Raw genomic sequence first — 24854 nt, forward strand, 5'->3', positions numbered from 1 at the left:
TTAGTCAGTGGCCCGTGTGGAGTCCCTGACTACAAGTTTGGATGGCAGTGTGATGTTCTCTTTTTCCAGTTGAATGGGCTTCCCCGCAAGGTGGCCAAATAAAAGTTCGGCGGCTTTGCGGCCCATGTCATATGCAGGTTGCAAAACCGTAGTGAGCGAAGGGTTCAATATAGCCGCGGTGATCTGGTTGGTAAAACAAACTACTTTGATATCGTTGGGAATGTTTAGTTTCAGTTCCTCGCAGGCCAGGTAAGTGGTTGTGGCCAAATGTTCAACCGTAGCGATGATGCCGTCGGGTTTAACGATGGTAATATACTCTTTTAAAACGGCTATGTTTTCCTGGTTGTACTTATTGGAGCAACTGAATATGTTTTCTTCTTTGGATTTCACCTGATATTCGGCCAGTGCCTTTTTGTAACCACCTTCACGGGCCTGCAAAATGGAAGGGTAGCCCTCGATGGTAACCAGTGAAATATTTTTACAGCCCCGTTCAAGCAGGTGTTTGGTAGCCATATAGGCGCTGTTAAAATCGTCTGTTTTGATCTTGGCGGTAGGTATATCTTCACAGACCCGGTCGAAAAAAACGATGGGCACACCGGCCTGTTGTAGCTCCTGTATATGGCGGATATCCTTGGTATTACTGGCTACAGACATCAGCACACCATCTACTCGACCGCTGCTCAGATCGCTGAACATTTGTGCTTCACGCTCGTAACTGTCGTGAGTTAAATATATCAAAGCATGGTATTTTTCCTGGCCAACGATGCTTTCGATGCCATTGATAGCCTGGCTAAAAAAGCTGTCGGCAATTTCGGGTATGATAATAGCAATAGTATTGCTTGATCGTTTCCGGAGACTGCTGGCGTAAGGATTAGGTACATAGTGCAGCAGTTTAGCGGTTTCTATAACCCTTTGCTTGGTTTCCTCACCAATGTCATGACTGTCCCGGAGTGCCTTTGATATAGTTGCAATAGATACATTTAACACCTTGGCAAGTGTTTTCATGTTTACTTTGTTACTTTTTGCTTCGGCCATCGGGGTATTGGTTTTCGGGATTTTAACTTCCTGTTAAGTGATTTTTTATCGCTAAACTATAAAAAAGTTTAGCAAGGTAATAAAAATAGCGTTTAAAATAAGTGAGGATAATATAGCTGTCATCTGTACAGTTTAAGTAAACGTTTAAGCAAATAAATACGGAGTTTTTGATAAATCTGATTCTAAAAATGGACAAATTTGTATAACACAGCTATAAAAACCAGCTATAAAGGATTGTTTACCAATTATATTTCCTTTTAAATTATAACATCATGAGCAAGATAATCGGAACGCCGGAACAAGGCCCTCTAAATTCCATAGAAGAATGGGAAGATGATTTATTAGTTCGTTATCCGGATGCTGATTCCATAGCCGCTGGCAGGGATACGCAAGCATATCGTGACTACGAAGCCACTACAAAAGATAGTGTAAGGGAATTTTATCGCTTACAGCACATCAACCAAACGTATGATTTTGTGCTGCAAAAAAAGCAACAATATCTGTCGTTTGATAAACAGGAGATGACGGTTTGGGAAGCCTTTGATTTTTTAAACCAACTCGTTGATGACTCCGACCCTGATACCGACCTGGATCAGTTACAACACTTACTACAAACATCGGAAGCTATCCGTGCAGATGGCCGCCCGGATTGGATGGTGCTGACCGGCTTATTCCATGACCTGGGTAAGGTATTGTGCCTTTTTGGCGAGCCTCAATGGGCCGTAGTAGGCGATAGCTACCCGGTGGGATGCGCTTTTTCTGACAAAATCGTATACGCTCAATATTTTGATCAAAACCCCGATCATCACGACCCTCGATATAATACCAAATATGGCGTTTATGAGCCAAATTGTGGTTTAGAGAACGTACACATGACCTGGGGACACGATGAGTATATTTACCATATTATGAAGCCTTATCTGCCTGAGCAGGCATTGTACATGCTTCGTTACCACTCATTTTATCCACAGCACAGGGAAAATGCTTACAGTCATTTAATGACCCCGCATGATCACCAGTTATTTAAATCGGTTGATCTGTTTAACCCATATGACCTTTATTCCAAGAGCCCTGTGCCACCGGATTGGAAAAAACTGCGCCCGTACTATGAAGATCTGGTTGCTAAATATTTACCGGCAACATTGAAATTCTAAACGGGTTTTCTACAAATACCCCATTAACATAACCGCTGGTGACATTATATCACCGGCGGTTATGTCAATTCATTTTATTTCATAGATTTGAAAAATTGAACCGGCCTTGAAATTACCGGCCTAAATATCCTATTGCAAAAAAATACTCATGCTGAAACACATTTCTACGGCCGATCTGTTGGTCTTTTTCTTCTATTTTATCATAGTTGCCAGTTACGGATACTACATTTATAATCGCCGTAAAAAAGAAACCAATAATAGCTCACACAGCTTTTTCCTGGCCGAAGGATCACTCACCTGGTGGGCTATCGGTGCCTCTATTATAGCCTCCAATATTTCGGCAGAGCAGTTTATCGGTATGAGCGGTGACGGTTTTTTTGCCGGTATTGCTGTAGCTGTTTATGAATGGGTAGGCGCCGCCGCCTTGATCATTGTGGCCGTGTTTTTTATGCCTATATATATTAAGAATAAGATATTCACCATGCCTCAGTTCCTGCAGGATAGGTATAACGGTGGGGTAGCGCTGGTGATGTCGATATTCTGGCTGCTTTTGTACGTATTCATTAACCTTACGGCTATTTTATATCTGGGCGCTTTAGCCATTAACGGATTGTTGGGCGGTGAGTATTTCCATCAAATTATGATCGGCTTGGCCATATTCGGTGTTATTATTGCCCTGGGTGGTATGCAGGTGGTGGGTTATACCGATGTTATACAAGTGGGTGTGCTTATTATTGGCGGTTTGGCTATTACTTACCTGTCGTTAACCATCGTGAGCGAGAAGTTTGGCTTTGGCACCAATGTGCTTACCGGCTTTAATTTGCTATTGAAAAACGCGCCAGATCACTTTCACCTGATATTTAAAAAACCAACGGCAGGCGCTTCAACCGAAACCATAACCAAATACTTGATTTTACCGGGTTTTGCCATGTATGTTTCGGGACAATGGATCAGCAATTTAAACTATTGGGGTTGTAATCAATACATTACTCAAAGGGCTTTGGGTGCTAATATCACAACGGCCCGTACAGGTATTTTATTTGCCAGCTTACTAAAAATACTGATGCCGGTAATTGTAATGTTACCCGGTATAGTGGCTTATGTTTTATATAAAAATGGTCACCTGCCGCAATTAGCCGGAGGGAAGGATGGTGCTTATTCGGCTATGCTATCCTTTTTGCCATCTGGTTTAAAAGGCTTGTCATTAGCGGTTTTAACAGCTGCCATCGTAGCTTCGCTGGCTGGTAAGGTGAACAGTATCGCCACCATTTTTACGCTGGATATCTATAAAAAATACATGAAGAAAGACGCCAGCGAACGCCGTATGGTTTGGACTGGCAGAATGGCTATTTTAATGAGTTTGTTAATAGCCGTAATGTTTACCTGGAATGATGTTTTAGGCATCGGTAGCGCGGGCGGATATACCTTTGTGCAGAAATACTCGAGTTTTGTAAGCCCGGGTGTATTGGCTACTTTCCTGCTGGGTATGTTTTGGAAAAGAACTACCGCCGAAGCTGCTGTTATTGGCATATTAGTAGGTTTTGCTTCTTCCGTATTCTTTAACCAGTTTGCCGTTCAATTGCTTGGGCCCGAAACCATATTGTATTCAGCATTTCATAACGCGACCGGGCAATATGAGATCCCATTCTTTATCTCCCTGAGCTGGTCGTTCCTGATTACCTTTATTGTCATGATAGCAGTTAGCTTAAGAGGACAGGTTATCAATGCCAAAGCTATCGTTATAGAAAGATCGATGTTTAAATTAAAACCATCATCGGTTATACTGATAGCTGTGATACTGATACTGTTATCAGCTATTTACGTAAGGTTCTGGTAATAATCAGGATAATATAAAAAGGCCGTATCTCTGAGACGGCCTTTTTTGTTTAAATAAGGCCCGAATTTATTTGAAGTAGCTTATTATCATATTATTATATTGCTCTATTTGGGTTTTTAATAAATTGTAAGTACGTTTATCGACAAAAAAATAATAATTCAAAACAACTTTATTTAAGCCTTATGAGATTTAAAAAACCGTTAGATTTATTACTAAAAGAAGCCTCTGAAACTGGCGGCGGTACGTTAAAACGCACTTTAAGCAGTTTTAATTTGGTTACCATGGGGATAGGTGCGATAATAGGAGCAGGGCTATTTTCACTTACCGGTCTGGCTGCTGCCAATAATGCAGGTCCGGCTGTTACCATATCATTTGTAATAGGTGCTATCGGTTGCGCGTTTGCAGGCTTATGTTATGCTGAATTTGCCAGTATGATCCCTATTGCCGGCTCGGCTTATACCTATTCCTATGCAACAATGGGTGAATTTACAGCCTGGATAATTGGGTGGGACCTGGTATTGGAGTATGCATTAGGTGCAGCAACGGTATCCATTAGCTGGTCGCAATATTTAACCAAATTTTTACATTATTTCAATTGGGAAATACCACCCCAGTTTACCAAGTCGCCATGGGAAAACATTACGCTTGCTGATGGCTCGGTGGTTCATGGTATCATGAATCTGCCGGCTGTATTTATCATTGTATGCTTATCCTTATTATTGATTCGCGGCACCAGGGAATCGGCTTTTGTAAATAACTTATTGGTTGTGCTTAAAGTTGCTGTCGTATTAGTTTTTATAGCTGTTGGCTGGGGCTTTATTAATCCGGCCAATCATACCCCTTATATTCCGGAAAACACAGGTAAATTTGGTGAATTTGGCTGGTCGGGCGTATTACGGGGTGCTGGTGTGGTGTTCTTTGCCTTTATTGGCTTTGATGCGGTTTCAACGGCAGCTCAGGAAGCAAAAGATCCTAAACGCGGCATGCCGATAGGCATCATAGGCTCCCTGATAGTATGTACCATATTATACGTATTATTTTCACATGTAATGACTGGAGTTGCCAATTATAAAGAATTTAAAGAGAGTGCCGCGCCTGTCGCGGTAGCTATAGCCAAAACCCCTTATGCCTGGTTACAGGAATCTATCATAGTGGCTATATTAGCGGGCTATACCTCGGTAATATTGGTGATGCTTATGGGGCAATCACGTATATTTTATACCATGGCAAAGGATGGATTAATACCTAAAACATTCGCAGCGGTTCACAAGAAATTCCAGACCCCGTATAAATCAAATCTGTTATTCGCGGTATTTGTGAGTTTATTTGCCGCTTTTGTACCTGTAAGGGTGGTTGGTGAAATGGTGTCGATAGGTACATTATTTGCATTTGTATTGGTTTGTATCGGAGTAATGGTGATGCGAAAATCAGACCCTGATTCTCCACGTCCTTTCAGGACCCCGTGGGTACCTTTTGTGCCCATAGCCGGTATTGTTATTTGTGTTTTGATGATGGTATCATTACCCCTTGATACCTGGATCCGTTTAGCTGTTTGGATGCTGATTGGTTTGCTGATTTATTTCTTCTACAGTAAAAAGCATTCACTCATCCGTAATGGTATCGTGAATATTCCGAAGGATCCAATAAACCCACATTTTTAAAAGCGCGGATCTTGTTCAATAAAAATGGCCTGTAAATTTTACAGGCCATTTTGCTTTCCATAGGTATGTTATATTATTTGGAGGTGTGGTTCACCAACTCGCGCCATTCTGTTAATTCGGGAATACCCGGTTTGCGTTTACCGAACATTTGCAGTATCATTTCGCCATCGGTATCGTACAGTTCAATAGAGTTTACATCACCGTCTGTTGATGGTTTAATTACATGCCATACCTCGGCTACCATGTCTTCGCGCAGGTGCAGGTTAAATTCCGGATCGAGTACATTAAACCATGGCCCCATCGGTACCAGTTTGGTGATGTTACCGCTATGGATCTGGATGCAACCTTTGTTACCTACAAATATCATCACGGGTATTTGCTGGGCTGAACATGTTTCGGCAATGGTTTTGAATGCCTGCAGATCAACTTTTTTAGCATACCCCGCAGGAGCCAGGTGCAATGCCTGTGTACGGCTCAATTTAAACTTTCTTAACAAGCCAAAAAACTCATGGCTATCTTTCATGGCTTTCCAGGCATCCTGAAAAGCGGCTATTTCTATCGTAGTATCCGGTAATTCAGCAATGGGTGAGCTTTGTTGCGGATTTACGGGGATCTCCTGATTTTCCAGGTCCTGAAATTGTAATACTAATTGGTCATAAGCCGCTTTGTTGCTGTTATCCGTAAGGTATATTTTGTGAATGGCAACACCTTGCTGATCAAAAAATTGCAAACTTTCGCGGCCATTTTCCTTTACCGCGAATCCGAAATGCCATTGCTGTAAAAACAAACGGAGATCGATATCCTCGCCCAACACCAAACCCGCGTGTGTGGTAAAGGAGATGTTTTGGTAAACACCTTTGCGCTCGCTTACGCAATACTCATTGCGGGTAAGGGCCATCACATAACCCAGGCTGTTTACTTGCTTCAGGATGTTCTCAAAATCTTTTTTTAGCAGGGTTACGGTTTCACCAAGGCCCGTGGCCAGCAGCTCCGCCTCGCTTACCTGCAGATCAGCGGCAATATCCCTGATCCGTTTTTTGGGATTGGCCAGTTTATATTCTTCATATCTTGTTTTCAGTGTGCCTGTTGTTGTTTCCATATGTTAGTGTGTTAAAGGTGTTTTACTTTGTTCAAATATTATTTCGTGAGGTATAATGATCTGTTTTAAGGTTGATGGATTAGTAAACACATCCGCCTCAATTTCAAATATTTCATAAACCGATTTGGGGTTCAATACCTCGGCCGGTGTACCATCGTACCATTTACGGCCACGTTTCATCATGATGATGCGATCGGCATATTGAGCAGCCAGGTTCATATCATGCAGGATGCTTACCACGATGAATTTTTTTTGCGCCATTGATCTTAAAATAGCCAGTGTTTGCTGCTGGTACAATATATCCATACCGGCTACGGGCTCATCCATCAACAGCATGGCATTCGGTTGCTCCCATACCTGGGCTAGTGAACGAGCCAGCTGAACCCGTTGCTGTTCACCGCCTGATAGTGTGGGGTATTGCCGTTCGGCAAATGTTTGCACTCCTGTAGCCTCCATAGTAGTTTGTACGATATGTATATCTTTTGCTGAGGGATTGTTTTGATAATGCGGATAGCGCCCCATCATTACTATTTCCTTTACCAAAAAAGGCAGACTTACTACATTTTGCTGTGTCAATACCGTCCGTTGATGAGCAAGCTCGGCAGACGTATAGTCCTTCAATGCTCGCCCATGGAGGGATACAGAACCGCTTTCGGGCTGATTGGTACCTGATAGTATTTTTAATAAAGTTGATTTACCGGCACCGTTTGCACCCAATATAGCTACCATTTCGCCCGGTTTTATGCTGAAAGAGATGTCCTTCAGTAGTTTGGCCTGTCCAACCAGGTAGGTTATATTATTAACAGTCAGCATACTTAATTGAGGCTTAATTTTCGTTTATCCCTGATGAGTATATACAGAAATACAGGGGCGCCAATCAGGGCTGTGATCACGCCAATGGGTAACTCAATTGGAGCAATCAATGTTCTCGATATCATATCAGCAACGATCAGTGTTAGTGCCCCAAGTAAAGCCGAGGCTGGTATAACATGTTTATTATCAACACCCATTACCAGGCGTATAATATGCGGTACTAATAGACCCATGAAGTTGATGATACCAGTGAGTGAAACCGCCGCGCCAACAGCCATGGTTGACAGCAGGATCACTCTTCGTTTGGTTCGGTTTACATCGAGCCCCAGGTGACCAGCCTGCATTTCGCCCAGGGCAAAGGCATTAAGCGCTTTACCCGATGCCGGCAACAGAATAACGGGGATCAATACGAATGGTGCAAGCGTTGCTACAGTTTGCCAGGTGGCGCCGCCTAAGCTGCCCAGCATCCAAAAGGTAATATTACGTAATTGCTGCTCGCTGGCTAAATAGGTGATCAAGCCTGTAAGCGCACCCGCAAGGGCATTGATGGCTATGCCAGCCAGTAACATGGTAGCCACATTGGGTTTGCCATTATGTCTTGATATCTGGTAAATAAGTAACGCGGTGATACCTGCGCCAACAAAGGCGCCAAATGCCAAAAGATAATAACCGAAAATGTTACTCAAACCGGTTAACAAAGTAGCCTCCAGGCCAATAATGGCAACAGCCATCAGCGTAGCGCCTGCTGATATACCGATCAGTCCGGGCTCGGCCAATGGGTTCCGGAAAATGCCTTGTACAGCTGCTCCGGAAATGCCGAGCGCAGCGCCAACCAGAATGGCCAATAGCAAACGGGGAAGCCTGACAATAAAAATAATAACGTTGTGCTGTTCATTAACTAGCGGCATAGGATAAATGCCCAGTTTGTGCATGATCAGCAAGAATACTTCACTAGCAGGTATGTGTACCGCACCTAACCCAACAGAAACAATGCCGGCAACTAATATGCTGACGGATAAGATAATATATACTAGTCCTTTGGGCATGTATTTAAATAATTTAACACTAAATTTTGCTGTGCAATTGTAAAATGGCCTGATCAAGCCTTGTGCTGAAGTTAATCAGCAGATCGGCATCCATTTGTACAATACGTTTGTTTTTACCAGCGTTGGTTTGCGCCATACCCGGAATTTTCAGGATGCTGTCCATTCCGCCCAGGCTGCTAAACCCAAAGTCAAACATCAGAATGACATCGGGATTAGCTTCCACAAGCGCTTCGGTAGTGTAGGGCTTAAAATCATTAAAAGAATTTACGGCATTTTTACCACTTGCAAGGCTAATGATCGCGTCGATATGCGTGTTTTTGCCGGCCACCATCATTACGCCGGGGCCGCGGGCATAAATGAACAATACTTTGGTGTTTTTAGGTTGCTGCTTTACCAATGCCAGGGCTTTAGCCACTTTATCTTTGGTTTGTTTGATCAATATATCGCCCTTGGCTGTAGCATTTATTGCCGCAGCAACATCCTTAATAAACTGATAAGTGCCATCGATAGTGAAAACTTGTTTTATACGTACCAATTTAATGCCTGCAGCACTCAACTGTGACTCAATTTCTTTTGATACGGAACCATCGGGAGCCAGTACAATATCCGGGTTAAAGGATATCAAGCCTTCGGCTGATACCGAGCGGTTTTTACTAACCTTTGGTAAAGTAGTGACATAAGCAGGGTAGGTGCTGGTCACATCAACAGCAACAATACTTTTACCCAGACCAAGCGCGTCTACCGTTTCGGTTAAAGCGCCATTGAGGGTCACAATACGTTTAGGCTGTGCCTGCGCCTTTGAATGAAAGGTGAGCCCGGCTATTAAAAGCAGGAGATAAAAATATCTTTTCATGTATTTATGCTTTACAATTAATTCTGCGGCTCAATAAAAGCGTATTTAAAAGTGTAATAGCCCGAATCGCCATCACCGTTTTTGTAATAGTTCAGTATCTCTACCTTAACATATTTACCAGCGCTAGTATGCACTATAATGATGCGGCCAGGTATAGGTGTAATACTGTGATTGCTCATATCATAAGTATACCAGCCATTGTTGCTACCCCAGGGTATAGCCTTTGTTTTCTGACTATCCTCCAGGTATCCGCTTACCGGTGCTTTTTGAATTTTATCAAAAGAGGTATCCTTTAAAAGCTGGGCGGTTGTATTTCCCTGGCCGCTTGTACCGCTGTTTACCAATATTACAGTCCGGGCAAAAACAAGATCCCAGCCTTTACCCGTTGTATCGGCGTTTTCAACCCGTTGCCCTTTGTCAAAGCTGAAATAGGTTTTCTGCTTAACCGCGTCCAGGTCATTCACCATTTTATACGCCCCGGTGCCGGTTTGCGCCAATAAGTGACTGCTATAGGATAGTATAGTTAAGGTCAGGACAAAAATATTCCTGCGAGGCTTGTTGTTTTCCATAGCACAAATGAACCTCTTATTTATAATTATTCCAAATAAGATGATTCTTGTTTACGGAATCGGGCTCTTGATGTTTTGGGGTTAATATTCGGGACTATAGTATAATATTTTTTAGCTAAGTATTTTACCACCAAGTATTTGAACTGAAATTACATGGGGTTTAGCTATTTATTTTAATCAACAATATGGCTGTCGAATAAGATAATTACCGAAATAATAGTCCCAAAGTCGTAAAAAATAATCCGAATTCCGGTAATAAAGTATCAAATAAACTAAGCACTTTTGTCTTGTTCTTATTTAGACTGGTTAAAAATAAGAAAACTTTGAATGAAATACTTTTTACCACTACTCATCATGCTCCTGTACGTTAATCATATTCAAGCCCAATCATTAGCTGCCCAAATACAGGGTACGGTTACTGATGATAAAGGCAATGCAGTTGCAGGAGCGGCGGTTACCATTATACAAACAGGGCAGGGTGGTGCCACTACCGAAAAGGGACAATACATAATCAATAACATTGCTGCCGGTACTTATCACATCCGGGTAAACGCTATCGGTTACCGGTCTACAGCGGTTAAGACCACACTGAAAGCAAATGAGCATTTGATTTTACCCATCAGGATAGAAGCCGATGTTAACATATTGAACGAAGTAAACATCAATACAAAAAAGTATAATCCTGATAACCTGATCGACCTTCAGCGTACACCAATGCCATCTATGGTGATCACCCGTAAACAAATTGAACAAATGGGCAGCCGGCGTTTGGACGAAGTGCTGAAAGAACAAACCGGTCTGGCCATCGTGAATGATATCGGCTCGGGAGCAAGAGCCATTGGTTTGCAGATGCAGGGTTTCGACAGCGGTTATACGATGATACTGATAGATGGCCAACCGATGACGGGCCGTAACTCGGGTAATTTCGACCTGTCGCGCATTACCGTGGCCAATATTGAAAGGATCGAGATCATCAAAGGAGCTTCTTCATGTTTATTTGGTAGCGATGCGATGGCTGGCGTAGTTAATATTGTAACACGTCAGCACGTATCGCAAAGTCAGGGCATGGCCGGGGTGCGATATGGAACCTTTAATACCGTTGATGCAAACCTGGAAGGCGAAAGTCCTTTTGCCAATGGTAAAGGCTCGGGATATATCGCTGGAAATTATTACCGAACTGATGGCTTTAATGCAAATCCTTATCTATCAGAGGGCAAAACCGTACCTCCATATACCAGCTATACCTTACAAGGGCGTGCAAAGTATATGCTGAGTACGGTTAACACCCTCAATTTTACCGGCCGGTTTGCATCGCGCCATTCGGTAAATGATAAATCATACACAGGCAGCCCAACAAAGGATATCCTGGATGAGGATGATTTGAACGGATCGGCGGTACTGAACACCAACTTAAGCAGCGGTTTACGTATTAAATCGCAATACTATCTTACACGTTACTCCACTGGTCAAAACATTACCGATCTTACTTCTAATGAAGTAATACCGGGCAACAATTTTGTACAATACCTGCATCGCGGCGAGGTGCAAGCCTCCAAAACATGGTTCAATTCCTTAGTGGTAACCAGCGGTATAGGTACCCAGTATGAAACTATGGATAATGATGCTTACCAGGGCGGCAAACATCAGCAAAATTCATTCTTTTACAGCCAGGGCGATTGGAAGCTGAGTAACAAAATCGGCATGATCGGTGGTTTCCGGGTAGAGCATCATAGCCGTTATGGCAGCAGTCTTACACCAAGCTTTGGTATCAATTATCAGCCTGTAAAAATGCTGGTTTTGAAAGCCGCTATAGCTACAGGATTTAAAACACCAGACTTCAGGCAGTTATATTTAGTGTTTACCAATTTTGCAGGTGGCGGTTATACCGTATTGGGGACCGAACAATTTGCGGCAGAGCTAAAAAAACTGCAGGATGCCGGCGAGATCTCTGCTGTTTTTCCAAACGCATCAAAAGTAAGTACTTTAAAACCGGAACGCTCAATATCATACAGCGCGGGTTTTACCTTAACACCCATCGCTTCCTTTAAAATTGACGTGAACGGCTTCTATAATAACGTTCATAATTTCATCAATACCGATCAGGTGGCTTCTAAAAAGGGAGGGCAGCAGGTATTCTCCTATTTTAACATTGATAAAGCATTTCTCTCGGGCCTTGATGTTGGTTTTAGCTGGATAGCCGCCAAAGGCCTGACTATCGCAGGCGGATACCAACTACTTTATGCTAAAGACAGGGGCGTTATCGATTCCATAAAAGCAGGCACGGGCAATTACGCCAAAGTATACGATCCCAATCTGGGAGTCGACCGCCGCTCCAAAGTCTCTGATTATTTCGGGTTAACCAACCGCTCACGTCATATGGCCAACATTCGGTTCAGTTATGAATATGAACCAAAGGGTATTACAGGAACTTTCCGGGTAAACTACCGTGGTAAGTACGGTTTTCAGGAATCAAACCGGTCGAACGGGTTTCTTGATCCTTACGATACTTATGTCGCGGGCTTTTTCCTGCTCAATGCCTCGGTTCAAAAAACATTGCTTAATAAACACATGGCCGTACAACTTACGGCTGATAATATACTCAACTATCGTGATATGCTGATGCCCGGTCAGCCCGGCAGAATGATACTGGCTGGATTGAATTACCGCTTTTTTTAACGATTAAGATCTATGAAAATGATAAAATACAATTACTTAAAAACGCTCCTTATTGCAGTTGCTTCAGCTTTACTGATCAGTTCATGTACCAAAGAACAAGTAAAGCCACAGCTACAGGATGGTAAAAGCACCGTAGTAAATGATCTGCCCGGCGATGTTGGCAAAACCATCAGCACCGGTTTCAAAACTTTTTATTTCAGCTTTAGCACTAATGCCAAGGTAGATAGCAGCCAAAAGAAAACTTCGCTATGGGATATCGCTTTTGCTAAAGAGTACAACTCTTATGTATCCATCAACAATGGTACAAACGATGCCAGTTACGGCTTTGGCGGAACAGGCAAAGGTAGTATGGTAGTAGTAAACAAAGCCTATGATCAGGTTACCGAAGCTCCTGCGGATGATGTATTTACAAAATCGTCTATCACCGCGGCTGGTTGGGATAGTGGCAGCGGCGATGCAAGCGGCTGGTATTTCTACGATTTGAAAACCCACCTGGCTATACCGGTCAAAAACCGCACTTATGTTTTACGCACCGCCGATGGCAAATATGCCAAGCTCGAAATGGTGAGTATGTACAAAGGAGCCCCTGCTGTAGTAACGGATTTGAACTGGCCTGCACCCTATTTCACCTTCAGGTATTATGTACAGCAGGATGGAAGCCGCAACCTGTCGACCAAAGATTAATGACTTCGATACACACCAACAAATAATATATCAATAACATGTTATCACCAATGAATAATTTAAGAAAGTGGCTTTGCCTGCTTACCATTACCAGCGTTTTATTTACTGCCTGTTCAAAAAATAACGACCCCACACCAACCACTCCCGACCCAACACCCGTTGCCCCCGGATCAGTGTCATTCTATAAACTAACCAGGGTTGAAAACCTTTATGCCCCGGCTGATGACACGAATCCGGCTGCTGCACTGCCACCTTTATATTACAGCCTGGAAAATAAAACCCAGATAACCGCCGATTTTGCAAAAACTGCCTCATGGGATATGGTATTTACGGGCACCTATAACATTTTTATAGGTAGCAATGGTGCAACAGACCACAAAACCGAAGGCGGGATACTTATTTTAAAACAGCCATTTGAACAGGTAACCGACGTGCCAAGTGATGATCAATTCACAACTACCAAATCATTCGGACTTGATGAAGCCGGAAATTTTGGTCAGGGAACCGGCTGGGCCTTGTACGATTTTGATGGTACCAAAATGGGTGATGGCAGCGCCTCAAAACAGCACGTAGTTTATGCTTTACCTGCAACACGAACCCTGATAGTTAGAACCGCAAAAGGGAACTATGCCAAAATCAAAATGATAAGCTGTTATAAAGATGTATTTACAGCTGATAAATGGTTTATTGATACCCCCCACATGTATTTCACTTTTGAGTATGTAATTGTACCGAAAGGCAGCAAAAAATTCGAAATCAAATAATAAGTCCGGATAGATGAAACTTAAATTTATACATTTCCTTGCGTTCATTTTATTAACGGCAGCTTTTGCGTCATGCAAAAAAACAGTAGAACTGCCCGCCTTACCCAAAAGCAGTATTACTACTTATAAGGTAGTTAACCTGCCTGATACGGTTATCTACGGAGCTATTGATCAGTTAGATAAATCTATCACCATATACATACCCTATTTTTATAACCTTACGGTGATTGATCCGGAGATCTCTGTTTCTGACGGAGCCAGTATAACAGAAAAGGTCGAACCTTTTCTGATCAGTACTGTAAGCGTAAAATACACAGTAAAAGGGGCAGATGGAACCAGTACTACTTATACTGTTAAGGTAGTACAACAAAACCCACCATCGTTAACCATTAACTGGGCCGATGAGGAATATACAGAAACCAGTCCGGCCATGTATCTGCCGTCCATCCTGGGCGATTTTCATAGTTCAAACAGTGGAGGGGTTAAAGTAACTATAACCCATAGTAAAACAGGGAAGGCAATTACACTGCTTACTCCCAGCATTACACCTTCTGGTAACTCATACAGCCTGGGTGCGCAGATCCCTGCTGATGCAGACACTGGTTCCTATAGTGTGAAGGTGGATTTCCTGGGAAATACCGCGACCTTAAAAAAGCCATTGCATATAAAATATATACAACCAGGCGTGGTGATGACCTATCAGGAAGTAAAACAGGGTGAAAGCATTACGTTTTTAGCCGATCAATCTGTTTTTATCAATCTAAAATCGGTTAAGGTAACGGTGAATAACACTACTTATGATCTGCCTATTCAAAGTTATACCCTTCAGACCATGAAGCTTAAAATTCCGGATGATTTCCCGGTAGGCGATTATTTCTACAAAGCAGCTTTCAGTTTTGAATTTGAAGGTTGGGACACGGTAAACAGAATCGGGATGCTGGTAGTGCATGCCAAATAAATCAAGGTTATACTGTCTTGCGTACGGAGGCATTTAACATATATACAATTAATCAATTCACACTTTAATTACATTATCTAATTACATTATCATGAAAATCAATTTCTTAAACGGATTAAAATCAGGTTTGGCAGTAGTTGCCATCGCGGTATTGGCAGTTTCTTGCTCAAAGGATAAGGGTGCTACTCCCGCAGGTTCCGACGCTACAGCTAATTCAAACCTATCGGTTAATGCTGTGCCGGTTAGTAATACTTACACCATTACCGGCAGATATGGTAACCCGGCTTCGGGGCCCGCTGTTTATGGAACCGTATATGTAAACCTGGCTACAGGCGCACAAGATACGCTAAGCAATACTGTTGGTGCTAACGTGCTCTTCACAGGTACAAACAACTCTGTAATACAGGTACCTGCTACTTATACATTGAAGTATTTGTATAACACCAGCAAAACATTGGCTACCTTAAAAACAAGTGATTTTACATCGGTTGCAGCTGTAACCAGTGTTGGTCGTAATACATCAACAACTGCTACGCCAAACGGTTGGTACAATTATGTTGTTCCTGCAGGTGTAACGCCAATTAACGGTATATACATCCTGGTTACTCCGGCATCTGGTAACAGCTATGCTATACAGATCACCGGCGCTGTTGGCCAGGGTTCTGCTATCAGCAACAGGGGGGTATACACTATTAAAACAGGTGTTATCAACAATCTTTAATTAACCTTTATCAGCAAGCCGGCAACCGGCTTGCTGATATTAACCGGTACCTCTACTAATAATTTAACATTTGAATAATGATCTACTTTAAGTCCCGTTCCGGGAGGCATATTATTGGCGCTTTAGTCATCATCCTGATAACCGCGCTGGCATTTTCATCATGTAAAAAGGATTATGTAAAATATCCTTATAATGATATTGAGCGTTTTGTGATCAAGGACGCCAATGGCGCCGACTTGAAGGCTAGCATTGAAAATGATAATATCATTGTTTATTATCCCCCTTTTCAAACCGTACCTGATTTTATCAACCCACAGATCACAGCGTCTGACCGCGCAACCGTTGAGCCCGCTTCCGGAACAAAAGTAGCTTTCAAAACAGGTACAGTTTTTAAGGTAAAAGCACAGGATGGTACTGTTAAAACCTATACACTCAAAACGTACCTGAGTGCACCATCTCCAACATTCACCATCTCCGATTTGCCCTATCGTCCTGGCGCGGATGTGTACCTGACCGGTGAATTTATGAATCCGGATACCAACGTGTCCAAGCTATACCTGGTCAGCCAAAATAATAAGGAAATACAGATCCACAGCTCATCATTTACACAATTTACCGCGTCTACCTTATTCTTCACTATTCCTGCAAGTATAGATACAGGCAGCTATCGTATTAAATTAAAAACAGGAGATCAGGTTTTAGTAAAGGGGCCCATACATTTAGATCCACCTTTTCTTATTTTGAATATTCCGGCAAATACTACCACTGTAAAAAGAGGGGCGGAGCTTGTTCTTCAACCGGTTAATGGTTCTTTGAGATATTATACGTCGCAGATCAGCAGCCAGGCTATCTTTTTTCAGCCAGCAGCCATCAATGTTAATGTTACCTCGATTACCAATACGGAGTTGAAAATAGACATACCGGCAAGTTTTCCGTTAGGTGACATTAGTTTTGTTTCGTTGAAGTTTAAAGACGGTACAGAGTATCCGATAAATTTTGATAGCGTTCAGGTTATAGAATAAACACAACACCTACATATATCTATGAAAACATAGCCTGCGCCTTTTGGGGAGCGGGCTATAAAATTAAATCACCAAATGCATATCAAATCAAAGATCGAAGGTTTTGAAGACTGGCTGTTTATAGAAGAACTGCCCGATAGCTACAACGTGCAAACGCCGCTGGCCGAAAAAAGCATGACCATTAAACGGCCGCCGGTAAATCAGTTTTCAAATCATATGATCAGTTCGGGAGGTTTGTTCCTGATGAACGTGCATATGCAATTCAATGAACCAGCCAGTATCCTGTTTGAGATAGAAGGCGAAACCGTAACCTCGCAGTTTATATTTTATGAGCATAAGCAGGCCATGGATGATAAACAGCGTACAAAAAAAATGCGGGGTGGAGCAAGGCATAATATTCGTTATATACCGTCACTATCAGGTAAATATGAGTTGCTGCCAGATGTGGTTTACAACTACTTCCTGGTGGTGCTGTCAAAAGAATATTATTTTCATCTCATTAATCAGGACTCCTCGCTGCATGCCGATTTTGTGCAGGAAATCAAGAATGGAAAATACACTTCTATATCGGCGCAGGATCTGCTGGTATCGCATGAAATGAAGCAAACCATCAACGATATTGTGGAATGTAAAAGAACAGGTGAGTTGAAACGCCTGCATACCGAGTCGAAAATATTGGAACTGCTGATGCTCCAGATGGAGCAACTCCAGAATGATCAGCACGATGAGGTACGAAAATATACCAATCTGGAGCAGGAAAAAATAGAGCAAGCCCGGGATATTTTAGATCAGGATTTTGCCAACCCGCCTGTACTGCCGGTTTTGTCACGAATGGTATCGCTGAATGAGTTTAAACTGAAACGTGGTTTTAAAGCCTATTTCGGCACTACCATTTATGGATACGTTACCCGATTAAAGATGGAACGTGCCCGGCACCTGCTTGTTGATCAAAAAATGACCATCAGGGAGGTAACTTATGAGGTTGGTTTTAAACACCAGTCGCACCTGTCAGAAGCGTTCAAAAAGTATTTTGGGATACTGCCAAGCGAGATTAAGGCTTAAATGGTAAGGTTAGTTTAATTATTTCTTACAAAACGTATTGAACATCGATAATCAGCTCCTATACCATAAAAAGTATTAATATCTGTTATACCAGCCAATGGTCCGCCATTACTTATAATGCCAAAAACAATAGGCCCAAGATCATCGGTTGGAATCATAAATGTAGCTTGATATCCAGTGCCTGAATAGTGGTCACTAAAATAAAAACCAGCAGGTATTGCGGTGAAACCAGAGGAGTTTATACCGTTTGTATCTGCCCACCCGGTTTTTGACATGAGTGAACTGACCGTATTAGCTGGAATTTCATATGCATTCATGTCTTGTTTTGCGGGGCCGACTTGCTTGGCGCCAAGAGCAACCACTAAATTTAAATAATCAGCATAAGTTGGGAGTCGCCAGCCGGTGGGCAATGTAATCGCTTTTGCCTCTTTCATTGTATAAAGCTTACCAAAAGCTGGATTGTTTTTTACACTATCATCATAGTTTGTCCCACCCGGGCCATTATAATTTACTGATGTCCAGGTCAGGTTACCAATAACAACTGTACTATAAGAGTTTCCAGAAATTGAAATTGATTGGGGCTTAGGATCATTATTTTTTTTAGAGCAGGCGTTAAGCGTAACAGCTACTATTAATGAAAAATAAAGAAGCTTTTTCATGGTTTGTTTGAATTGGATAGGAGGTTTAGCTATATGCGGATATAAATATAAACAAAATGCACTTATCAGGTTCGCATTATTTTTTGCCGAAATGGGGAATAATATACACGATTTTTGATTATTCCTGTATGTTGTATAGCTTCATACATAGGTTGTCGGAAATAGCTTTTATATGGTCTGAATTTTGCCTTGATCAAGTTATATTCAGAACCTATGTCGATTGATTGCATAATTGTTGATGACGATGAGATGGTGCTTTTCTCTCTTCGCGTTCTTGCTGACAATACCCCTTTTTTAAACCTGTTATCGTTTTATACCGATCCTGCCGAAGCGTTGTTGGCTATAGAAAGCCAAAACCCCCAGCTTGTTTTTCTGGATATTCATATGCCCGGGCTCAATGGTATTGAATTGGCCCGCATCATTAATGAGCGCATGGGTGCCGATGCGCCGCGTATTATTTTTACTACCGGATTTAAGCATTTTGCTGTAGATGCTTATAAAGTTAACGCCCTTGATTACCTGCTTAAACCAGTTGAGCATGATGCTTTTATGAAGGCGGTTTATAAGGCTAAAGCAGATATAGAGAACAACAGGCAACTGCAGATCTTAGCAGATTATACGGAGCACGACTTTATTTTTTTAAGGGTTGAATATGAATTGGTGAAGGTTTATCTAAAGAACATACTCTACATCGAAGGATTTAAGGATTATGTGAAAGTTTATGTAACCAACACCGATGGTTATATAAAATCATTGACTACCATGAAAAATCTGGAAGAAAAATTAAAGACCGGGGCATTTATGAGAGTACATCGTTCATTTATCGTGTCGCTGGATAAGATCGATAGTGTTACCAAAAGTACCATCAGGTTTGGAAAAATACTCATACCGGTTAGCGAACAATATCGCGAACCTTTTAGAAAGTTTATTGACAAATGGTTTTAACCTTTATCTCCGGATTTTAAACTTTTGTCGACAGGATGGTGGTATCTGTCGAAACTATTTAATATTAGATTTAAAACTTATTTTATTTGATGTGGATTTGCAATATAACAATGCGTAGCTTTATATAACTATGCACAGGTTATGGTATAATTAAACCCATGTTGTAGTTTAACTATCATTTACCTGATCCTTTAACCTAATTTTATAATTCAAATGGAAACAAGCACTTTTTCAAAATTTTCGGCCGAGTTTTTCGGCACACTGGTATTGGTTTTGATGGGCTGTGGCAGCGCGGTAATTGCTGGTGCCAACGGCACAAGTGGTGTTGGTTTGTTGGGTATCTCTTTTGCTTTTGGTTTATCGGTTGTGGCAATGGCTTATGCTATTGGCCACATATCAGGTTGCCATATTAATCCGGCCATTTCTATAGGTATGGTTGTTGCCGGCCGTATGAAAGCAAATGAAGCAGTTATTTATATTATAGCCCAGGTATTGGGCGCTATTGCCGGTGCTGGCATTTTATTACTCATAGCATCCGGAAAAGATGGGTATAGTGTAGCGGCTAATGGTTTAGGGCAAAATGGTTATGATGCCTTTTCTCCAGGCCATTACAATTTAGTATCCGGCTTTATTGCCGAAACCGTTTTTACCTTCATCTTCTTGCTGGTGATTTTTGGTTCAACATCTACCAAAAATATACATGGCGGTTTCGCGGGCCTATCAATAGGTTTAAGCCTGGTGCTTATCCATATAGTAGGTATCATGGTTACTGGTGTATCGGTAAATCCTGCACGTAGTATTGGCCCCGCACTACTGGTAGGTGGAGCAGCCATCAGCCAGTTATGGCTATTTATTGTGGCCCCAATATTAGGTGCCGTATTAAGCGCCGCAGTATGGCGTCTTTTATTAGAAAGAAAATAAAATACAAATACACAACCAGGTCTGCACGGTTATTCCTGTTTGACCTGGTTGTATCCCCCAATTAACACAAAAATAAACTACTTTTTACCGGCTGTTTTTAATAAGGATCAAGCCCTTATCCATCCTCCTGTTATTACCCCAATAACTAATTACCGGCAAAAGTTGTTAAGTAATACTATATTCCCACCACATAGGGCATCCTTTTTTAACCCGCAGAAATTTCGTTTATGATCTGTATTTTTATTTAATTGTTTATATTTTAAACTTATTCTTACATTGAGTTAGAAATATATCTCCCCGGGCTTTAATAAATGTTATTATTGCCCTTGATTTTGCCAGTTAAATATCGGCATGATACTTGTTTAGCTTACCGCCTTAATGAAATCTACATATACTCAAAAAATCTCGAGGACAATTATGCTGGCGTTTTTAGCATTGATCATTATCCTCGCTATAATCGCGCTTTTTGTACGTAATTCTATCTCCAATAAATTACAGGATCTTTCCAAACTAGCTCATGACGTTGAATATGATCAAGCAAGGCCGCAGCAGGCCTTATTGTTATTACATGAGGCCGAAGATGATTTCCAGGAGTCGCTATTAAGTACCGGCGATGAAAAAAGTAAAGCCTATAAAGCCAAGTTGTCACAGGCATTTAACCTGATCGATACGCTACTGAAGGATCATGCCAATATGCCTGGCCTAACCGAAGAACAACATCAAAAAGTGCTGTATTGGCACGTTAAAAAATTAGAATTATCGGGTAAGTTATATGAGCTTAAACACAATTTTGATTCCCTGCTTACCGTTTACGCCGATTTTAATGAAGCTGCCGGTAAAAATCCGGTCAGCATCAGTATGACTAACGGAACCCGGAAAAAGAATATTGAAAATAAAGCAGACACCATAAAGAAAGATATTTTAGGCAAAAAGAAAGGCCTCTTCGGGCGACTAAAAGATGCTATCGTTAATAAAAATGGCAACCCTTCCTCCAGTATTATTGTGGTTAACCATAGCCGGACAAACTTGTTGGTTGACTCGGCCACCCGCAAAGTGGCTTATCAGGAGAAAAAGAATTACAATCAGAAATTAAAACTACTACAGGATCGAAATGTCAAACTGCTGGCTACACAAAAAGACCTAACAACACTCAACATCCATATCCGCAATGAGCTGGAAAACATTATAAATGGTGTAAAGGATATCAATTACAATATCGCTAACGAGTTTAAAGGGATGACATTTAAAAGCTACCAGGAAACCACACGGCTAATAAATAATTTTTACCTGGCCGCGCTTTTCCTGGTATTGATATTTGCCGCATTACTCATTGTATTTATACTTAAACTTGGCGTATCTGAAACCCTGTTACGGCAGGAAAATCAGCGGTCGGTAACTATTGCCCAGCAAAAAATGGATCTGTTGCAGCACATGAGCCATGAAATACGCAACCCGCTTACCGCAATAAAGGGCTTTCTGTATATATTCAGTCAAACCAATTTGTCACCGCGGCAGGCAGATATGCTGGGTTCTATCAGGCTTTCGTCTGATATGTTGTTACGCACATTGAATGATACGCTTGATGCCGCCAAAATGGAGAATAGCGAGTTTAAGATCAACCGTGACCCTTTCAATGCCGATTTTGTATTAAAAGAGGTGATAGAAAGCATGGAGTTTAGCGCCACTAAAAAGAAACTCAGCCTGGAGTATCATTTTGAAGGCGATAAGAGCGCCCTGGTTTTAGGTGATAGTTTCAGACTTAAACAGGTGATGGTTAACTTGCTGAGCAACGCCATAAAATATACCAACGCTGGCGGTGTTACCGTAAAAGCTTCTCTGGTATCGGTAAATAAGGAAAGCAGGCTGGTGGTTGATATTACCGATACGGGTGCCGGTATCAGTACAGAGCAGCAGGCCAATCTTTTTTCTAAATACTATCAAACTAACTCAGCAAAAGGTCAAACCGGAACAGGGCTTGGGCTTTATATCTGCAAGCAACTGGTTCAACTGCAAAAAGGGCAGATCAGTGTAAAAAGTACCGCTGGTAAAGGGAGCACCTTTAGTTTTTATATACCTTACGAAGCCGGCAGTCACGCTATTGATAAACAAAAAATAGATGATCCGCTATCATTACTTAGCGGTATCAGTATCCTTGCGGTGGATGATAATGAGCTGAGTTTGATGTTCCTGAAAATGATGACCAGCAAGTGGAACATTAAATTTCATCAGGCCCATAACGGAGAGGTGGCGTTAGATATCCTGACTAAAGAAACAATCACCGTTATATTAACCGATATCCAAATGCCTACCATGGATGGTCATGAACTTATCGCCGCTATCCGGCAATTAAAAGCCCCATTGAATGAAGTTCCTGTTATCGCTATCAGCGGCACCTCGAAACCATCAGATGCCGAAAAACTTTCGAAAAAAGGATTTTCGGGCTTTGTTACCAAGCCATTTGCTGAAGCCGAATTGGTACGACAGATAATCAGCGCGTTGCAATTGTAAGTCTTAGTTTGTATCAAGTATCAAGATTCTCGACTTGCTGGTATTTTGTCATGATACTTGATACTAACTACTTGATACTAAAAGTCGTGATATAAATTCCTGAAGCCGCTTTTTACACCAAATGTAACCAAAGTGGTTTTGTTATCATTTAAAGCATTTTTTTCCTGCCTGTAAAGGCCACCGATCTCAATGCGGAGATTGGTTTTAGGATTTACCAGGAATGATACGGTACCCTCGCCATAATAAAGTTGTGTGCTGATGCCCTGGCCAATAACCGGGGTTGGGTTTGGATTAACCGGATATGGTTTGGTGAGTAATTTTCCGTTATTGTCGGTTGCGTTAGCATCAAGTCCGTATTTACCATAATCAAGCTGACCCTGAAAATCAAAGCGGCCAACTGAGTAGTTGATGATACCTAAAAACTCCCTGAAGTTAGCACCAAAAGGATGAGCAAGCGGATCGCCAAAAAAGGTGTAGTTATTAAGCGTTTGCGTGCTGGAGTAGGTGTATGGTTTTACGGTATTAAACTCAAAAAGATAATTTAAACGGTTAACCTTAAATATATCGGCTCCGCGTATACCCAATTGTACACCATTGGTATTATCCAGGTTATTGCCCGAAAAGAAGTTGCTGAATTTAAACCTGTCAAGCAGTAATTGACCGTAAATGGCTGTTTTATCAAATATTTTGTACTTACCTGTAAAACCCATAAATACATTATCCTTTGGGGATGCTGATGATCCTAAGCCGCTGGAAAATACTAAAGGATTGATAAAGTTCACATCAAAACCTCGTCTGTTTCCCTGTGCATCGGCCTCTGGTGTAATCAAAGCGTTAAAGAAGCCTAATGATACCCGGTTGCTTACGTTCCAGTCTAAATAATGAAACATAGCCCATTTGCGCCTGTTGCTTCCCAGCTGGTCAAATTTGGGCGCCTGCAGATCTTCGAGATATGCCCAGGCCATCATGTATTGCACTCTGCCCAAATTTGCAGTAACCCGTAATAAGGGCATGTTTGCGGCATAGTCCGATAATAGCAGTGATCTGTAGCCGTCGCCTACAAACATTTTATCCTGGCCCAGGGTAATGTTCAACTGTTTTATAGGCGTATAGGATGCAATAGCAGTAACGTACGACCAATCCTGGGAATCCTGCTTCTGGCCATTGTAATGACGGGCATAAGCCTGGCCGGGTATAAAAGCATTGGTATTTACAACATCATTATAATAGTCCGGAAACTTGGCCTGATCTTCAAATCCACTGGTGTAAAACGAGAATTTGGTACCCACTGTACCGCCAAATTGAAAGCCGCGGGCATTTAAATAGGTTGATCGTTTACCGGAAAAATCTCTTCCAACCTGTAAATCTGCAATAACGTCTCCGTAAAAAGTATAATCTTTAGTTTGTACGTCAAACAGGTGCTCGTTAAACAGCTTACGGCTAAGCCATGTTTTGCGCTGGTCACTTACTCCTATATTCATAACAGAATCATAGGTGCCATTGATGAGGCTGTCAATTAAAAAAGGGCGTAAAGACGTGTGAAACGAACTTTTTGTACTATATATATCGCCGTTGAATTTTTGATAAAGCAGATAAGATTGTGGTAAATAAACAGATTGCGCATTGCTTATCTGAACCGAAAGGAGGAGTATCCCCGCTAACAAAAATAATTTTATAGACCGAACGAAGTAGAGTTTTTGCATCACAACAAAGTAAGCATTATTTATATTAACATGAAAATTGGATAAGCTTATTCACTAAGGAAATAACCCCTTATTTGTTTGACAAAATAACAGATTAATGATTGTAAAAGTTAATTTATGTTAAATTTGGTGGCACGAAACTGTTTTTTTTTAATAAGCTATAA

General features: G+C 41.7%; 21 protein-coding genes. 13 read left to right on the plus strand and 8 right to left on the minus strand.

Going from position 1 to position 24854, the window contains the following annotated elements; translation table 11 throughout:
• Window positions 1-1035, minus strand: coding sequence for a LacI family DNA-binding transcriptional regulator (locus AC57BQ_RS06660; protein WP_496405528.1), 1035 nt, complete (start codon window positions 1033-1035; stop codon window positions 1-3).
• Between the two features lie 272 nt (window positions 1036-1307).
• On the opposite strand from AC57BQ_RS06660, the gene AC57BQ_RS06665 reads away from it, so the two are divergent.
• The 3 genes from AC57BQ_RS06665 (at window position 1308) to AC57BQ_RS06675 (ending at window position 5687) form a co-directional block, all read left to right on the plus strand.
• Complete coding sequence (locus AC57BQ_RS06665; protein WP_090470530.1) at window positions 1308-2189, plus strand: inositol oxygenase family protein; 882 nt, start codon at window positions 1308-1310, stop codon at window positions 2187-2189.
• 148 nt (window positions 2190-2337) lie between these two features.
• Window positions 2338-4026, plus strand: a complete 1689-nt coding sequence (locus AC57BQ_RS06670) for a sodium:solute symporter family transporter (protein ID WP_496405529.1) — start codon at window positions 2338-2340, stop codon at window positions 4024-4026.
• A 182-nt stretch (window positions 4027-4208) separates the two neighbouring features.
• The gene (locus AC57BQ_RS06675; RefSeq protein ID WP_496405530.1) at window positions 4209-5687 is read left to right on the plus strand and encodes an amino acid permease; all 1479 of its coding nucleotides are present in this window, start codon (window positions 4209-4211) and stop codon (window positions 5685-5687) included.
• A gap of 73 nt (window positions 5688-5760) precedes the next feature.
• Here AC57BQ_RS06675 and AC57BQ_RS06680 read toward each other — a convergent pair whose 3' ends face one another.
• The 5 genes from AC57BQ_RS06680 to AC57BQ_RS06700 are packed head-to-tail and all read right to left on the minus strand — an operon-like array spanning window position 5761 to window position 10067.
• Entirely contained in the window at window positions 5761-6786 is a 1026-nt protein-coding gene (locus AC57BQ_RS06680) for a hemin-degrading factor (RefSeq protein WP_496405531.1), read from the minus strand.
• Between the two features lie 3 nt (window positions 6787-6789).
• The gene (locus AC57BQ_RS06685) at window positions 6790-7599 is read right to left on the minus strand and encodes a heme ABC transporter ATP-binding protein (RefSeq protein WP_496405532.1); all 810 of its coding nucleotides are present in this window, start codon (window positions 7597-7599) and stop codon (window positions 6790-6792) included.
• 2 nt (window positions 7600-7601) lie between these two features.
• On the minus strand, window positions 7602-8645 hold the full coding sequence (locus tag AC57BQ_RS06690; protein WP_496405533.1) for a FecCD family ABC transporter permease: 1044 nt from the start codon (window positions 8643-8645) through the stop codon (window positions 7602-7604).
• A 19-nt stretch (window positions 8646-8664) separates the two neighbouring features.
• Window positions 8665-9498 carry a heme/hemin ABC transporter substrate-binding protein gene (locus AC57BQ_RS06695; RefSeq protein ID WP_496405534.1) on the minus strand — a complete coding sequence of 278 codons (834 nt, stop codon included), beginning with the start codon at window positions 9496-9498 and terminating at the stop codon, window positions 8665-8667.
• 17 nt (window positions 9499-9515) lie between these two features.
• Window positions 9516-10067, minus strand: a complete 552-nt coding sequence (locus AC57BQ_RS06700; RefSeq protein ID WP_496405535.1) for an HmuY family protein — start codon at window positions 10065-10067, stop codon at window positions 9516-9518.
• A gap of 327 nt (window positions 10068-10394) precedes the next feature.
• On the opposite strand from AC57BQ_RS06700, the gene AC57BQ_RS06705 reads away from it, so the two are divergent.
• The 7 genes from AC57BQ_RS06705 (at window position 10395) to AC57BQ_RS06735 (ending at window position 17954) form a co-directional block, all read left to right on the plus strand.
• Window positions 10395-12743 (plus strand): TonB-dependent receptor, encoded by a 2349-nt coding sequence (locus AC57BQ_RS06705; RefSeq protein WP_496405536.1) that lies wholly within the window; start codon window positions 10395-10397, stop codon window positions 12741-12743.
• Window positions 12744-12755: 12 nt separating this feature from the next.
• Window positions 12756-13427, plus strand: a complete 672-nt coding sequence (locus tag AC57BQ_RS06710) for an HmuY family protein (RefSeq protein WP_496405537.1) — start codon at window positions 12756-12758, stop codon at window positions 13425-13427.
• 50 nt (window positions 13428-13477) lie between these two features.
• Window positions 13478-14191 carry an HmuY family protein gene (locus tag AC57BQ_RS06715; protein ID WP_496405538.1) on the plus strand — a complete coding sequence of 238 codons (714 nt, stop codon included), beginning with the start codon at window positions 13478-13480 and terminating at the stop codon, window positions 14189-14191.
• A gap of 13 nt (window positions 14192-14204) precedes the next feature.
• Complete coding sequence (locus AC57BQ_RS06720; RefSeq protein ID WP_496405539.1) at window positions 14205-15149, plus strand: SGBP N-terminal domain-containing protein; 945 nt, start codon at window positions 14205-14207, stop codon at window positions 15147-15149.
• Between the two features lie 91 nt (window positions 15150-15240).
• Window positions 15241-15870 carry a hypothetical protein gene (locus AC57BQ_RS06725; RefSeq protein WP_496405540.1) on the plus strand — a complete coding sequence of 210 codons (630 nt, stop codon included), beginning with the start codon at window positions 15241-15243 and terminating at the stop codon, window positions 15868-15870.
• A gap of 77 nt (window positions 15871-15947) precedes the next feature.
• A complete protein-coding gene (locus AC57BQ_RS06730; protein WP_496405541.1) occupies window positions 15948-16892 on the plus strand; it encodes an SGBP N-terminal domain-containing protein in 945 nt (314 codons plus the stop codon).
• A 75-nt stretch (window positions 16893-16967) separates the two neighbouring features.
• Window positions 16968-17954 (plus strand): AraC family transcriptional regulator, encoded by a 987-nt coding sequence (locus AC57BQ_RS06735; RefSeq protein ID WP_496405542.1) that lies wholly within the window; start codon window positions 16968-16970, stop codon window positions 17952-17954.
• Between the two features lie 14 nt (window positions 17955-17968).
• Here the strand turns inward: AC57BQ_RS06735 and AC57BQ_RS06740 are convergent, their stop codons facing one another.
• Window positions 17969-18613, minus strand: a complete 645-nt coding sequence (locus AC57BQ_RS06740) for an FISUMP domain-containing protein (protein WP_496405543.1) — start codon at window positions 18611-18613, stop codon at window positions 17969-17971.
• 213 nt (window positions 18614-18826) lie between these two features.
• On the opposite strand from AC57BQ_RS06740, the gene AC57BQ_RS06745 reads away from it, so the two are divergent.
• The 3 genes from AC57BQ_RS06745 (at window position 18827) to AC57BQ_RS06755 (ending at window position 22987) form a co-directional block, all read left to right on the plus strand.
• A complete protein-coding gene (locus AC57BQ_RS06745) occupies window positions 18827-19558 on the plus strand; it encodes a LytR/AlgR family response regulator transcription factor (protein WP_496405544.1) in 732 nt (243 codons plus the stop codon).
• 213 nt (window positions 19559-19771) lie between these two features.
• Window positions 19772-20479: an aquaporin Z gene (aqpZ, locus tag AC57BQ_RS06750; protein ID WP_076369376.1), complete on the plus strand. Its 708-nt coding sequence runs from the start codon at window positions 19772-19774 to the stop codon at window positions 20477-20479.
• Window positions 20480-20857: 378 nt separating this feature from the next.
• Window positions 20858-22987, plus strand: coding sequence for a hybrid sensor histidine kinase/response regulator (locus AC57BQ_RS06755; protein ID WP_496405545.1), 2130 nt, complete (start codon window positions 20858-20860; stop codon window positions 22985-22987).
• A 77-nt stretch (window positions 22988-23064) separates the two neighbouring features.
• Here AC57BQ_RS06755 and AC57BQ_RS06760 read toward each other — a convergent pair whose 3' ends face one another.
• Window positions 23065-24690: a gliding motility protein RemB gene (locus AC57BQ_RS06760; protein WP_496405546.1), complete on the minus strand. Its 1626-nt coding sequence runs from the start codon at window positions 24688-24690 to the stop codon at window positions 23065-23067.
• Window positions 24691-24854 lie beyond the last annotated feature (164 nt).

The organism is Mucilaginibacter sp. BGA-UO-ETr-C110 (assembly GCF_059567985.1).